13 protein-coding genes are annotated in these 14321 nt (G+C 67.6%); 9 read left to right on the top strand and 4 right to left on the bottom strand.

Features of this window, described 5'->3' with window-relative positions; all coding sequences use genetic code 11:
* The first annotated feature begins 28 nt into the window (after window positions 1-28).
* On the top strand, window positions 29-1357 hold the full coding sequence (locus ACWEFV_RS08400; RefSeq protein WP_450069805.1) for a DoxX family protein: 1329 nt from the start codon (window positions 29-31) through the stop codon (window positions 1355-1357).
* A 2-nt stretch (window positions 1358-1359) separates the two neighbouring features.
* On the opposite strand, the gene ACWEFV_RS08395 is transcribed toward ACWEFV_RS08400, so the two are convergent.
* The 3 genes from ACWEFV_RS08395 to ACWEFV_RS08385 are packed head-to-tail and all read right to left on the bottom strand — an operon-like array spanning window position 1360 to window position 5113.
* Window positions 1360-3204, bottom strand: coding sequence for an ABC transporter ATP-binding protein (locus ACWEFV_RS08395; RefSeq protein ID WP_450069804.1), 1845 nt, complete (start codon window positions 3202-3204; stop codon window positions 1360-1362).
* Window positions 3201-4139, bottom strand: coding sequence for an ABC transporter permease (locus tag ACWEFV_RS08390; protein ID WP_135457102.1), 939 nt, complete (start codon window positions 4137-4139; stop codon window positions 3201-3203). Before ACWEFV_RS08390 ends, ACWEFV_RS08395 begins: the two co-directional genes overlap by 4 nt.
* Window positions 4136-5113 (bottom strand): ABC transporter permease, encoded by a 978-nt coding sequence (locus ACWEFV_RS08385; RefSeq protein ID WP_450069803.1) that lies wholly within the window; start codon window positions 5111-5113, stop codon window positions 4136-4138. Before ACWEFV_RS08385 ends, ACWEFV_RS08390 begins: the two co-directional genes overlap by 4 nt.
* Window positions 5114-5275: 162 nt before the next feature.
* Here ACWEFV_RS08385 and ACWEFV_RS08380 point away from each other — a divergent pair, with 162 nt between their 5' ends.
* The 3 genes from ACWEFV_RS08380 to ACWEFV_RS08370 all read left to right on the top strand — a co-directional run bounded on the left by ACWEFV_RS08380 (window position 5276) and on the right by ACWEFV_RS08370 (window position 6181).
* Window positions 5276-5533: a hypothetical protein gene (locus ACWEFV_RS08380; protein ID WP_450069802.1), complete on the top strand. Its 258-nt coding sequence runs from the start codon at window positions 5276-5278 to the stop codon at window positions 5531-5533.
* Between the two features lie 74 nt (window positions 5534-5607).
* On the top strand, window positions 5608-5868 hold the full coding sequence (locus ACWEFV_RS08375; RefSeq protein ID WP_450069801.1) for a hypothetical protein: 261 nt from the start codon (window positions 5608-5610) through the stop codon (window positions 5866-5868).
* A gap of 76 nt (window positions 5869-5944) precedes the next feature.
* Window positions 5945-6181 (top strand): hypothetical protein, encoded by a 237-nt coding sequence (locus ACWEFV_RS08370; protein ID WP_450069800.1) that lies wholly within the window; start codon window positions 5945-5947, stop codon window positions 6179-6181.
* On the opposite strand, the gene ACWEFV_RS08365 is transcribed toward ACWEFV_RS08370, so the two are convergent.
* Window positions 6178-6609, bottom strand: coding sequence for a hypothetical protein (locus tag ACWEFV_RS08365; RefSeq protein WP_450069799.1), 432 nt, complete (start codon window positions 6607-6609; stop codon window positions 6178-6180). The two genes, ACWEFV_RS08370 and ACWEFV_RS08365, sit on opposite strands and share 4 nt — an antisense overlap.
* A gap of 178 nt (window positions 6610-6787) precedes the next feature.
* Here ACWEFV_RS08365 and ACWEFV_RS08360 point away from each other — a divergent pair, with 178 nt between their 5' ends.
* From ACWEFV_RS08360 to ACWEFV_RS08340, 5 genes are all read left to right on the top strand, one after another.
* The gene (locus tag ACWEFV_RS08360) at window positions 6788-7492 is read left to right on the top strand and encodes a response regulator transcription factor (RefSeq protein WP_135460199.1); all 705 of its coding nucleotides are present in this window, start codon (window positions 6788-6790) and stop codon (window positions 7490-7492) included.
* On the top strand, window positions 7470-9077 hold the full coding sequence (locus ACWEFV_RS08355) for a sensor histidine kinase (protein ID WP_450069798.1): 1608 nt from the start codon (window positions 7470-7472) through the stop codon (window positions 9075-9077). The genes ACWEFV_RS08360 and ACWEFV_RS08355 overlap by 23 nt, the downstream gene beginning before the upstream one ends.
* A gap of 130 nt (window positions 9078-9207) precedes the next feature.
* Entirely contained in the window at window positions 9208-10980 is a 1773-nt protein-coding gene (locus tag ACWEFV_RS08350) for an ArnT family glycosyltransferase (RefSeq protein WP_450070153.1), read from the top strand.
* 55 nt (window positions 10981-11035) lie between these two features.
* A complete protein-coding gene (locus ACWEFV_RS08345) occupies window positions 11036-12322 on the top strand; it encodes a glycosyltransferase (protein ID WP_450069797.1) in 1287 nt (428 codons plus the stop codon).
* Complete coding sequence (locus ACWEFV_RS08340; RefSeq protein WP_450069796.1) at window positions 12319-14259, top strand: ArnT family glycosyltransferase; 1941 nt, start codon at window positions 12319-12321, stop codon at window positions 14257-14259. The genes ACWEFV_RS08345 and ACWEFV_RS08340 overlap by 4 nt, the downstream gene beginning before the upstream one ends.
* Window positions 14260-14321: the final 62 nt, after the last annotated feature.

Genomic DNA, 14321 nt, shown 5'->3' with positions numbered 1-14321 from the left:
CGGGGTGTGGTTGACGGGGAGGGGCGTCGTGACGGACACAGATGCAGGCGATGTTCGCTGGCCGCTTGCGACGCGGATCGGCTTCCGGTTCGGATCCTGCTACTTCGGCCTGTTCGGCCTGGCCTGCCTGCTGGGGTTGACCCCGATCCTGCTGGCTGGGGTGGGGATCAGGCTGCCGTGGTCGTCGGTGTCGGGGCTGCTCGCGACGCTGCGCCCGCCCATCGAGTGGACGGCGTCGCACATTCTGGGGTTGCGGGTCGAGAGTACGCAGGTGGGCAGCGACAGCGCCTTCCAGTGGACCGCTCTGTTTCTCATGGTGGTGGTGTCGACGGTGGCCACGCTGCTGTGGTCGGTGCTGGACCGCCGTCGCGGCGGGTATCCGCGGATGTGGGCCTGGATGTCGCTGTACTTGCGGTTCGTGCTGGCCGCCGCGATGTTCTATTTCGGGATGGCCAAGGCCATCCCGACACAGATGCCATTCGTCCTGAACCGCCTGGTCGAGCCGTTCGGCAATTTCAGCCCGCAAGGCGTGCTGTGGACGCAGGTGAGCATCTCCCAGCCGTACCAGATTGCGCTCGGCTCGGCTGAACTGCTTGCCGGTGTGCTGCTACTCATCCCGCGGGCGGTGCCGGCGGGAGCGCTCCTCTGTGCAGTCGACATGACGCAGGTCTTCCTGCTCAACATGACCTACGACATCCGACTCAAGACGGTCTCGTCGATGCTGCTGATGATGAGCCTGTTCCTGCTGGCTCCGTATGCCGCGCGGCTGGCTGCGGCGTTCTTCTCCGATCAGGCGGTCCCTGCGGCGCGTACACCGCAGCTGTTCGCCGCCCGGCGGGCCAACCGGATTGCGCTGGTGGCCCAGTTGATTCTCGGCGCGAACCTGCTCGGCGTCATCGCCGTGCAGAACTGGCGGCAATGGGCCAGACCGGTCCCGGAGTTGTACGGCATCTATCAGGTCGACGGTTTCTCCGCCGAAGGCTACCGGCGTGATCCGCTCCTGACCGATGAATTACAGTGGCGCCGAGTGATTTTCGACCGATCGTTCAGCATGGTCGATCCCGTGAGGCTGACCATCCAGCACATGGACGATTCGTTCGAGGAGTACGGCGGCACCATCGACCCGGGCCGGCATTTCATCGACCTGAACCACTACGTCGAGGTGGGTACCTTCAAGGAGACGCCGGTGCGGGTGCGCCTGACATATTGGTGGCCGGGTCCGAACCGGTTGGTCATCGACGCCGACGACTACGCCGGGCACCGCATCCACGCCTGGTGCACCAAGGTGGATCCGAATTCGTTTCCGGTGGTGGAACGTGGGTTCAGTTGGGTCCGTGAGGGCTCGTACAACAGGTGAACTCAGTCGACCGGCTTTGGTTGCGGAACCGCGGCCAGCAACTTGCGGGTATAGGCGTGCCGCGGGTTGGCGAACACCTCGTCGCCGGAGCCCTGTTCGACGACCGCCCCCTTGTGCATCACCGCGACATCGTGAGCCAGGTGCCTGACCACCGACAGATCGTGGGAGACGAACAGATAGGCCAGGCCGAACCGGTCCTGTAGGTCCAGCAGCAGGTTGATGATCCCGGCCTGGATCGAGACATCGAGCGCGGAGACCGGTTCGTCGAGTGCGATGATCTTGGGCTGCAATGCCAGGGCGCGGGCGATCCCGATGCGCTGTTTCTGCCCGCCGGAGAACTCGGCCGGATAGCGGCCCGCGTCGGCGCGTCGCAGGCCCACCAACTCGAGTAGCTCGGCCACCCGCTCGTCGATCCGCGGTTTGTCGAAACCGTTGGCGGTCAACGGCTCTGCCAACACATCCGACACCGGCAGCCGCGGGTCCAGTGAAGCCACCGGATCCTGGAACACCACTTGAAGGTCGGTGCGCAGGGCGCGGCGCGTTCGCCGGTTCAGGGTGGCCACGTCGGAGCCGAGGACTTCGATCGAACCCGACTGCGGTGCAGACAGATTCAGAATCTGGTGCAGGGTGGTGGATTTGCCCGATCCGGACTCGCCGACGATGCCGAGGGTGCGGCCGCCGCGCAGGTCGAAGCTGACGTCGTCGACGGCCCGGACCTCACCGACCTGCCTGCGCAGCACCGCCCCTTTGGTCAGTTTGTAGGTCTTGGACAGGTTGCGCACCCGCAGCACCACGTCGGCATCGGCGGGCCGGGCCTCGGGGGCGGCGGTGGTGCCGGTGCCGGTCACCTGATAGATCTCGGCGGCGCTGTGCCCGCTGACCTGGTCGGTGCGGATGCAGGCGGCGTGGTGGCCCGGCGCCAATTCGATCAGTTCGGGTTCGGCGGCGTCGCACTCGTCGATGGCCAGCGGGCAGCGCGGGGCGAAGGGGCAGCCGTGCGGCGTCGTGGTGAGCGACGGCGGCGCCCCGGGGATCGGGACCAGGCGGGTGCCCTGCGGGGCATCCAGGCGTGGCACCGAGCCGAGCAGGCCGACGGTGTAAGGCATCCGGGCCTTCTCGTACAACCGGGTCACCGGAGCGTCCTCGACAGCCCGCCCGGCATACATCACCATGGCGCGGTCGGCGAATTCGGCCACCACCCCGAGATCGTGGGTGATGATCAGTACCCCGGCGCCGGTGACGTCGCGTGCGGTCTTGAGTACCTCGAGAATCTGGGCCTGTACCGTGACGTCGAGGGCGGTGGTGGGCTCGTCGCAGATCAGCAGATCGGGGTCGTTGGCGATGGCGATGGCGATGACCACCCGCTGGCGTTCGCCGCCGGACAACTCGTGCGGGAAGGCCCGGGCACGCTGCTCGGGTTGAGCGATGCCCACCAGCTCGAGCAGTTCGACGGCCCGGATACGGGCCGCGCGTCGGCCCAGATCGCGGTTGTGGACGGTGAGAGCCTCGGCGATCTGATCGCCCACGGTATAGACCGGCGTGAGCGCGGACATCGGGTCCTGGAACACCGTTCCGATGGTGTTACCGCGGACCTGTGACATCTGCGCGTCGGACAAGCCGACGAGCTCCTCGCCGCGCAGCCGCACCGATCCGGAGACTTCGGCGAATTCGGGCAGCAGCCCGACCACGGCCATGGCACTGGCCGATTTCCCGGCGCCGGACTCGCCGACGAGCGCGACCACCTCACCGGCGCCGACGTGAAAGTTGAGGCCCCGCACCGCGTGTACCACGTCGGTGTCGGTCGGAAAGTCCACCGTCAGGCCGGATACTTCGAGTAGTTCGCTCATCGGCGTGCCTTCTTGCGTCGCAGCCGGCCGCTTCCCGGGTCGAGTGCGTCGCGCAGGCCGTCACCGATCAGGTTGGCACACAGGATGATCAGCACCAGTACCCCGGCCGGGAACAGGAACACCCACGGGAACGTGGTGGCGGATTTGGTGCCGTCGGCGATCAGCGTGCCCAACGATACGTCGGGCGCCTGGATGCCGAATCCCAGGTAGCTCAAACCGGTTTCGGACAGGATCGCCACCCCGACATTGAGCGCGGTGTCGATGATCAGGATGGATGCCACGTTGGGCAGGATGTGCCGGACGATGATGCGCCAACTGCTGACACCCATATAGCGTGCAGCCAACACGAATTCGCGCTCCCGCAGGCTCAGGGTCATCCCGCGCACGATGCGCGAACTGATCATCCAGCTGAACGCCGAGAGCAGCACGATCAGCCAGAACACCCGGTCGGACTGGCTCAACCGCGGCGTGACGATCGCGATCAGGATGAAGCTGGGTACCACCAGCAGCACGTCGACGATCCACATGAGCGTGCGATCGCGCCAGCCGCCGAAGTATCCGGCCACCGATCCGACCGTGGCGGCGATGACGGTCGAGATGAACGCCACGCAGACACCGATCAGCATGGATTTCTGCATGCCGCGCAGGGTTTGGGCGAAGATGTCCTGCCCGAGCGCGTTGGTGCCGAACCAGTGGTCGACCGACGGCGGCTCTTGCAGCGCGTAGTAGTCGAGGTCCGAATAGCTGTAGGGAAGCACCGACGGCAGCGTGTAGCAGGCCACGAACATGATCACGAGAAGTGCCAGCGACACCACGGCGGGCCAGTTGCGCAGGAACCGCCGGAACACCAGGGTGCGCCGGGTGGCGAACTCCTCGGTGTGCAGACCCGAGCGGGCCGCGGCGGCATCACCGGTGGGGGCGGAGGTCTGGGTCATGTGACTCTCACCCTCGGGTCGAGCATCGCGTAGATGACGTCCGAGAGCAGGCCGGCGACCAGGATCACGGTGCCGGTGAACACCGTGATGGCCGCGATGATGTTGGTGTCCTGGGTGGCGATGCCCTGTACCACCCATTCGCCCATGCCGTGCCAGCCGAAGATCTTCTCGACGAACACCGCACCGGTGACCAGCCCGGCCACGCCGTACGCGAACAGGGTGGCCATCGGGATGAGTGCCGTTCGCAGCCCGTGCTTGAACAGGGCGCGACGCCGGGTCAGCCCTTTGGCCCGCGCGGTGCGGATGAAGTCCTGGCCGAGCACGTCGAGCATCGCGTTGCGCTGGTAGCGGCTGTAGCCGGCGATGGCTATCAGCGCCAGCGTGAGCGTCGGCAGCACGAGGTGCTGGAGCCGGTCGACGAACTGGTCCCAGGCGCCGCCGACGGGCACCGGCGCCGTTTCCCCCGTGTACTCGAAAATCTGGACGCCCAGTACCGAGTTCACGTTGAGCGCGGCGAGGATCAGCATGTTGGCGATCACGAACGATGGTGTGCTGATCACCAGCAGGGACACCACGGTGATGACGCGGTCCGACAGCCGGTACTGGCGGATCGCACCCCAGGCCCCGACCACCACGCCGATCACGGTGCCCGATATCGCGCCGATGACGAGCAACCGCAAGGTCACCCCGATGCGTCGCCACAACTCGTCGGCTACCGGTTGGCCGGTCACCGTGGTGCCGAAGTCGCCGCGGACCGCGCCGGCGGCCCAGTTCGCGTAGCGCAGCGGAATGGGCTGGTCGAGGCCTAGCTCAGCGGCTTTTGCGTCGATCGCGGACTGCGGTGGCCGCGGATTGCGCTGCTCGAGACTGTCGAGCGGTTTGAAGTTCAGCGACGTCAAGGTGAACGTCAGGAACGATGCCAGAGCCAGCAGCACGATGTAATTGAGCAGCCGGCGCGCCAGAAAGCGCGTCATCCGGTTCTTCCCACCCACGGCTGCATGCCAGACAGGGTAGATCAGCCGGAACCGGAATCCGGTCACCGTCGTCGTGTGAGATCACGGGCGCGCCCGCACTCGGTGGGTAACTGACAGTCGAGCCACAGCCTCGGCATAGAAATCGGTAGTTCACTGAATTACATGAAGGTCAGCGGGCTCAAGAATGTGAAAGTGATCGCTGCGGTAACCGGTGGTGCGGCAGTGGTGGGGCTGGGAGTCATCGGAGCCATTTCGGACGGTGTCGGGGCCCCGGGCTCGCCGGCGCTGGCGTCCGGATCCCATATGAACGTCGGCCAGACCAGCACGGATACGACGCCTCCGACTGCACCGGCGGTTTCGATGGCCGTACCTGGGATCAGGGGCTATACGCCGCCGTCCGGATTCGCCGTCACGCACTGATCGCCGGGCGAGGCGCCTGGTAGTGGTTTCGCCTCCGGCCGCATCGGATATACGAGGCGGCGGGAGGTGAGCGCATGGGTTGCGCGAAGGAAAACAATCAGCGAAATCTGAAATTGATCTCTGCCGGCATCGGCGCGATCGGCGGGTTAGCCACAGCGATGCTCGGAGTCGGGGTGGGCGGTGGTCTCACCGGCGCCCAGCAGCGGGTCGAACCGCCTGCCATCACCACAGGACAGACCGTCACTCCGACAACTCCGCCGACGGCTCCGGAGACATCCGAGGCCTCACCGACGGTATCGGCGACGACTCCGCCTGGGTTTGCCACTCCGCACTGATCACGGCTGATCCCGTCAGCCGGTAGGCGACGCGGCCGGTTTACCTTGCCCGTGGGTCCCGGGTAGGGAGGTCTGTATGACAGGAGCCGAACGCAACAAGCGGACCAACCATGCGATGGCCGGTGTGGGAGCGATCGCACTGGTGATGATGTGCGCCCTCGGCGCGATGCTGGCCGAGGCGCCGACGAGCGCGGCGGTGCCTGCGGTCAATGTCGGTGAAACCGTAACGAAGACAACAGCTCCCAGTGAGTTGGAAACGTCTTTCGCGAAGCCGACGGTGAAAGCGCAACTGCCCGACGGCTACGGCAACTAGGGGGAGGGCCGACGGTTCGGGGCCTCACCGATGCTGGTGACGGTCGGCCTTTCGGTTGATGCCGGCCCGGTGCGGGTGGCCCGGACCAGGACCCGGTCGTCGACCCCGAACGGGGTCTGGGCGGAGGCCGGCAAGGTGTAGCTCTGGATGAACCCGTCGTTGCTGCGCACCGTGACCGAGGTGGCCGTCAGTTCGGTGATCGTGCCGGTCTGCGTCAGCGCCGTGGTGTAGCTGCCATCGTGGTCGGCCAGCACCGACTCGCTGTGGACGGTGGCCGGGTCGGGCCGGTCTCCCGGCCCGCGCATGCCGGGCGGTGGCCCGGGAAAGCCCGAGCTGTGGGTTTCGGTGGCGGCGTAGATCGTCGCGCCGCCGAGCCCGGCAATCGCCGCCGCAATGCCGACTGCGGCGGCCGTGTGTCGGATGCTCATGCGGTCCACGGTGCAGGTGTTGTCTGTGAGTCGGCTGTGTGCGTGCTCTGCGCCGGATATGGCCCTCTTTCACAGCTGGCGCATAGACAGCGCTCAGTTCGGGCCTATCGAGCCGGCGAATACTGAACGGGTGAGCATGACGACCAATGGCACCGATTCCGAGTCCGGGCGCGCTGTCATGCGCCGCGCCGACGGCAACCCGATCCAGGTCCTGGTGGTTGACGACGAGCCCGTATTGGCCGAACTGGTGTCGATGGCGCTGCGCTATGAGGGGTGGGACATCGCCACGGCAGGAGATGGCGCGAGCGCGATCACCGCGGCCCGGGAGAACCCGCCGGATGTCGTCGTCCTCGACGTGATGCTGCCCGACATGAGCGGTCTGGACGTTCTGCGCAAACTGCGCGAGCAGATTCCCGGCCTGCCGCTGCTGCTGCTGACCGCCAAGGATTCGGTGGAGGACCGCATCGCGGGTCTCACCGCGGGCGGCGACGACTATGTCACCAAGCCTTTCAGCCTGGAGGAAGTGGTGCTGCGGTTGCGGGCACTGCTCCGGCGCACCGGGGTGACGAGCGAGGACGGCGGCGCGAAGATCATCGTCGGCGATCTCGTGCTCGACGAGGACAGTCATGAGGTGACCCGCGGCGGTGACTCGATCACATTGACTGCCACCGAGTTCGAGCTCCTGCGATTCATGATGCGCAACGCCAAGCGGGTGTTGAGCAAGGCCCAGATCCTGGACCGGGTGTGGAGTTACGACTTCGGTGGCCGGTCCAACATCGTCGAACTGTATGTGTCGTATCTGCGCAAGAAGATCGACAGCGGGCGCGATCCGATGATCCACACTCTGCGCGGTGCGGGTTATGTCCTCCGTCCCGCGCGCTGAGGTGACTGCCGGGACCGGAAGCGCCACTCGGTGGTGGTCACCGCGGACCTGGTCGCTGCGCGCCCGGCTGGTTGTCACCCAGGTGGCCCTGCTGGCCGTGGTGTGCGCCAGCATCGGGGTGGCCACGGAGTTTGCGCTGCAGCGGTTTCTGATGCACCAGCTGGACGAGCAACTGATCGAGGCCGGAAGGCGCTCGGCGGCCATCTTCGAATTGCCGCCTCCGCCACCGGGATCCCCGCCTCCGCCGGGGATGCGCGGCCACCATCGCGTGCCGTTCGATCCAGAGGAAGGGCCGGGCCCCGGATTTCTCAACGCGCCAGGGCAGGCCGCTCGCACGGTCGGTGCCGTGGTGTCGCCCCATCGGCCCGTGGATGCCGGGGTGATCACGGGTGAAGGGGAGCGGATCGAGGTGACCGCAGCCGCGGCGGCACAGCTGGCCCAGATTCCGGGAACCCGGGATCCCCAGACCGTCGACCTCGACGGGTTGGGCCGCTACCGGCTGATCGGCCTGCACCCGCGCCACGGCGGCTCGCAGATCATCGTGACCGGCCTGCCGACCGCCGTCGTCGACGACACATTGTTGTGGGTGCTGGGAATGTTCTGCCTGCTGGCGGCCATCGCATTGATCGCCGCGACGACCGCGGGCACGCTGATCATTCGGCGTCAACTCGCCCCGCTGTCACGGGTTTCGGCGGCGGCACGGAAAGTGGCCGATCTCGAACTCGATCGTGGGGAAGTGCAGCTGCCCACGCGGATCGTGCCCGTCGACCCGGCCGTCGCCCACACCGAAGTCGGTCAGCTGGGCACCTCGCTGAACCGGATGCTCGACCGCATCGCCGGCGCGCTGTCGGCCCGCCACGCCAGTGAGACCCGGGTACGCCAATTCGTCGCCGATGCCAGCCATGAGTTGAGAACGCCCCTCGCGGCGATCAGGGGTTACACCGAGCTGGCCCAGCGCAAACGCGATGACCTGCCCGCCGATGTGGCCCACGCGATGAATCGGGTGGAGTCCGAGACGACGCGGATGACGCAACTGGTCGAGGACATGCTGTTGCTGGCCCGCCTCGATGCCGGCCGGCCCCTGGAACGCGAGAGCGTGGACCTGTCCCGGCTCGTGGTCGACTCGGTCAGCGACGCGCACATCGCCGGCCCCGACCACCAGTGGGCACTCGACCTGCCCGAGGACCCGGTGATGGTCGAGGGGGATGAGGCCCGGCTGCATCAGGTACTGGCGAATCTGCTGGCCAATGCCCGGACCCACACCCCAGCGGGAACCTCGGTCACGGTTGCGCTGAAGCCCGGCAACAATGACGAGGGCGCGGTACTGCTGAGCGTCGCCGACGACGGCCCCGGTATCCCGGCGGCATTGCTGCCCGACGTATTCGAGCGGTTTGCCCGCGGCGATTCGTCGCGGTCACGACGGGAGGGCAGTACCGGGTTGGGCCTGGCGATCGTCGCCGCAGTGGTCAAGGCGCACGGTGGCACCATCGAGGTGTGCAGTACCGCCGGTTCGACCGAGTTCGTGGTGCGGCTGCCTGGGACGAGCTCACAGGGCACACACAGGACGGACCAATCGGACACCTAGCGGCCGCGGCAAACATGGAGGAGTGACCCTTGTTGCCGCAGATCCCGCTGCCGAGCAGGAGACGGCAACGCCGGCTGCCTCGGGGCCCGGCCGTACGAATCCCGGCCCCTCCAGCCCGGTCGCCCGACACATCGCGCTCGCGGCGTTGTTGGCCGGCACGGCCGTGCTCTATCTGTGGAACCTGTCGAGCAGCGGGTGGGCCAACGCGTTCTACTCGGCCGCGGCGCAGGCCGGGGCCCAGGACTGGACCGCCATGCTGTTCGGGTCCAGCGATGCGGGCAATGCCATCACCGTCGACAAGACACCTGCGGCGTTGTGGATCATCGACCTCTCGGTGCGCCTGTTCGGACTGAACTCGTGGAGTGTTCTCGCGCCGCAGGCGTTGATGGGTGTCGGAGCGGTCGCGATGCTCTACGCCGCGGTGCGCCGGGCCTCCGGCCCGTGGGCCGGTCTGCTGGCCGGTACGGTGCTGGCGCTGACGCCGGTGGCCGCATTGATCTTCCGGTTCAACAACCCCGACGCACTGCTGGTGCTGCTGCTCGTCACGGCGGCCTACTGCGTGCAGCGCGGGATCGAAAAGGATGCCAGCCGTTGGTGGTTCGTGGGCGCCGGGGTCGCGGTCGGCTTCGGGTTCCTCGCCAAGATGTTGCAGGCGTTCCTGGTGCTGCCGGCCGTTTCCGCCGCGGCGCTGATCGCCGGAGACCGCCCACTGGGCCGGCGGGTGCTCGATGTCGTCGCCGCCGGTGTCGCCATGGTCCTCAGCGGTGGTTGGTATCTGGTGTTGGTGGAGCTGTGGCCGTCCTCGGCACGGCCCTATATCGGTGGTTCGCAGAATGACAGCATCGTCGAATTGGCCCTGGGCTATAACGGTTTGGGACGACTGACCGGGGACGAGACGGGCGGCCTGGGAAACCTCAACTTCGATGTCGGGCCGGGCCGGTTGTTCGGATCCCAGATGGGCGCCGACATCGCCTGGCTGCTGCCCGCCGCCCTGATCTGCCTGGTGGCCGGGCTCTACCTGACCCGCCGCGTGGCCCGCACCGATCCGACCCGTGCCGCTCTGATCCTGTGGGGCGGTTGGCTGTTGGTCACCGCGGTGGTGTTCAGCTTCATGAACGGCATCGTGCACCCCTACTACACCGTCGCACTCGCCCCTGCGATCGGCGCGGTGACCGGGATCGGCGCCACGCTGCTGTGGCGGCACCGCGCCGATATCCGTGCCGCCACAGCGATGTCGGGTGCGGTGCTCGTGACCGCGATCCTGACGGCGGTACTGCTGGCCCGCCACGACGATCCGTATCCGTGGCTGCGGGCCGCGGTGGCAGTCGGCGGAGTGGGGGCGGCGGTACTTCTGCTCATGGTGGGACGGCTGGATCGCCCGATGGTGCGGGTGACCGCGGCGCTGGCCGTCGGGGCCTGTCTGGCCGGTCCGGCCGCATACTCGATCGCCACCGCGGCAAGTCCGCACAACGGGGCGATACCGTCCGTCGGGCCGTCGCGCGGCGGCGGTTTCGGCGGACTGTTCGCCGCACCGGAACCCGGTCCGACTCTGACCGCGACGCTGGCCGCCGATGCCGACCGCTACACCTGGGCGGCAGCAGTGGTGGGTTCGTCCAATGCCGCTGGATACCAATTGGCCACTCGTGCACCGGTAATGGCCGTCGGCGGTTTCAACGGCACCGATCCCGCGCCGACGCTTCAGGAGTTCCGACAGCTGGTCGACGACGGCGCGATCCACTACTTCATCCGCTCCCACATCATGGCGGGCGGATTCGGCGGACATATGCCGAGCGGCAGCCAGGCGTCCACCGAGATCGCGGAATGGGTACAGGCCCACTACAACCCGGTCGCCGTCGACGACGTGACCATCTACGACCTGACACAGCGTGCGACGAACACATAGCAGGCGCATAGCTTCGCCCCACCCAGATCACAAGCCGCCGGAGAACGATGAAGTCATGACAACCTTGGTCCAAGACCCCGAGCAGCGGTTCCGATTCGCGTCACGGCCCAACGCCGCACTGGCCGCCCGGGAGGCCGGGGTTCCAGTGCTCGACATTGTCGTGCCGGTGTACAACGAGCAGGCGGCGCTTGCCCATTCGGTACGGCGGCTGCACCGCTACCTCGAAGAGAACTTCGCCGTGCCCGTCCGCATCACCATCGCCGACAATGCCAGCACGGACGACACCCCGCGTATCGCCGCCGAACTCGCCTCCGTACTCGACGGTGTGCGGGTGGTGCGACTGGAGGAGAAGGGGCGCGGACGCGCACTGCGCGCCGTGTGGTCAACCTCGGACGCACCGGTGCTGGCCTACATGGACGTCGACCTGTCCACCGATTTGGCCGCGCTCGCGCCGTTGGTGGCGCCGCTGATCTCCGGTCACTCCGACCTGGCCATCGGCACCCGGCTGGGTCGCGGCTCACGGGTGGTCCGCGGAGCCAAGCGCGAGTTCATCTCGCGCTGCTACAACCTGATCCTGAAATCAACTCTGGCAGCTCGGTTCTCCGATGCCCAGTGCGGATTCAAGGCGATCCGGGCCGATGTTGCCCACCGGCTGTTGCCGTATGTCGCCGATACCGGGTGGTTCTTCGACACCGAGCTGCTGGTGCTGGCCGAGCGCAGTGGCCTGCGTATCCACGAGGTGCCGGTGGACTGGGTGGACGATCCGGACAGCCGGGTCGACATCGTCGCCACCGCCACCGCAGACCTCAAGGGCATCGGCCGGTTGCTACGCGGATTCGCCAACGGCTCGATCCCGGTGAACACCATCGCCGCGCAGCTGGGATCGTCGCGGAAATCGGGTGCCCCCCGATCCCTGCTGCGCCAGGCGGTGCGCTTCGGCGCCGTCGGCGTGGTGTCCACGCTGGCTTATCTGCTGCTGTTCACGGCGCTGCGGGCCGGCGTCGGCGCCCAGGCCGCCAATCTGGTGGCCCTGCTGGTGACCGCGATCGGAAACACCGCCGCCAACCGCCGTTTCACGTTCGGTATCGCCGGCGCCGGCAACATCACCCGCCATCATCTTGAGGGGTTGACGGTGTTCGCGATCGCGCTGACGATCACCAGCGGATCCTTGGGACTCCTGCACTTCGTGGCGCCCGTGCCGCACCGCGGCGTCGAACTTGCAGTGTTGGTGGCAGCCAACCTGTTGGCCACCGTGGTGCGCTTCGTACTGTTGCGGGGGTGGGTATTCCATCCCTCGCGGACGCGGCGTGCCGCCGGGTCGAACCGAGAGACAGGGCTATGACGACCATCGTTGACGCGGCACCGGCTTCCGCGGAAGCGACCGCGGAATCTCCGAAGGCTCTGACCCCGCGCTGGGTTCGCCCCTCTTACTGGGCTCTGCTGGCCGGCACCGCGGTGCTCTACCTGTGGGGCCTGGGATCGTCGGGATGGGCCAACAGCTACTACGCAGCCGCGGCCCAGGCCGGCACCCAGTCCTGGAAGGCCTGGCTGTTCGGGTCATTGGACGCCGGGAACGCCATCACGGTGGACAAGCCGCCGGCCGCGATGTGGGCAATGGGGTTGTCAGGCCGGCTGTTCGGCTTCAACGAGTTCACCATGCTGCTGCCACAGGCACTGATGGGCATTGGTGCGGTGGCACTGCTCTACGCCACCGTGCGGCGGACCAGCGGTCCCGGCGCCGCGCTGATCGCCGGGGCGGCGCTGGCGTTGACGCCGGTGGCGGCCTCGATGTTCCGCTACAACAATCCCGATGCGCTCCTGGTACTGCTTCTGGTGCTCGCCGCCTACTTCATGGTGCGCGCGGTCGGCCCGGTATCGGCCAGGGCCAGCGCCGGGTGGGTGGCACTGGCAGGATGTGCGCTCGGTTTCGCCTTCCTGACCAAGATGCTGCAGGCGTTCCTGGTCGTGCCGGGCCTGGCGTTGATGTTCCTGGTGGCCGCACCCGCGGTCGGTATCTGGAAACGATTGGGCACCTTGCTGATCGGCGCGGCGACGATGGTCATCTCGTCTGGTTGGTACATCGCCCTGGTGGCATTGTGGCCGGCCGACTCCCGGCCCTACATCGCCGGTTCGACCGACAACAGCCTGCTGCAACTGGCATTCGGCTACAACGGCCTGCAACGCATCATGGGGCAGGAGGGCCCGGGGCCTGGCCACGGCCCGGGCGGCCCCGGACCCGGTCAGGGACCCGGCGGCGGCGCCAACCTGATGTTCGGCGGCGATCCGGGCATCGGCCGGATGTTCGGAATGTCCATGGGTACCGAGGCATCGTGGTTGTTGCCCGCCGCGCTGATCGGCCTGGTGGCCGTACTGTGGCTGACGCGGCGCACCGCGCGGACCGCCGGGCTGCGGGCCGGCCTGGTGATGTGGGGCGGCTGGCTCCTGGTCACCGCCGTGGTGTTCAGCTTCATGGACGGGATCATCCACCCCTACTACACCGTGGCGCTGGCGCCCGCCGTGGCCGCGGTCGTGGGCATATCGGTCGCCGAATTGTGGCGGGTTCGTGCACGGCTGGCTTCGCGGCTGGTACTGGCGGTCATGCTGGCCGGCACCGGGGTGTGGGCCTTCGTCCTGCTCGACCGGACCCCCGACTGGCTACCGGCGCTGCGCTGGATCGTGCTGGTCGGCTCGGTGCTCATCGCGGTGGCCCTGGCTGTCGTCGCCCACCGTCCCGGCAGGCTGACCGCGGTGGTGGCCTTGGCCGCCATGATGTTCGGCTTCGGTGCGACCGCGGCCTACACCGTGGAGACGGTGGCTGCGGGTCACAGCGGTGGACCGATCGCGATGTCGGGTCCCGAGCGGGACTCCGGGTTCGGCGGTCCAGGTGGGCCGGGCGGCCCGCCGCCGGGCTTCGGGCGAGCCGATGATCCGGCCCTGGCCGAGCTCATCTCGGGCGCCGAAGGCCGTTGGGCCGCAGCGAGTGTGGGGTCGATGATGGTCAGCGACCTCGAGCTCAGGACGGGGGAGTCGCTGATGGCGATCGGCGGGTTCACCGGCAGTGACAACTCGCCGACACTCGCGCAGTTCCAGCAGTACGTCGCAGACGGTCAGGTCCGGTACTTCCTGGATCGGCCCGAGGGCGGTCGCGGTGGACCTGCAGGGCCGCCGCGCGAAGAGCACGGGAGTGCCGCAGAGATCACCGACTGGGTGAAGGCGCACTTCACCAAGACCCTGGTCGGCGACACTCCGGTGTACGACCTGTCGTCGCCACGTCCCTGACGTCCCGACTGCGGCGGCCGTCCTGCACCCCCGGCAGGACGGCTGTCGCTCGTTCCACGCAG

The sequence above is a fragment of the Mycobacterium sp. NPDC004974 genome (genome assembly GCF_053600815.1).
Note: the sequence above shows the minus strand (reverse complement) of the source record. Positions and strands in the feature narration are given on the sequence as shown.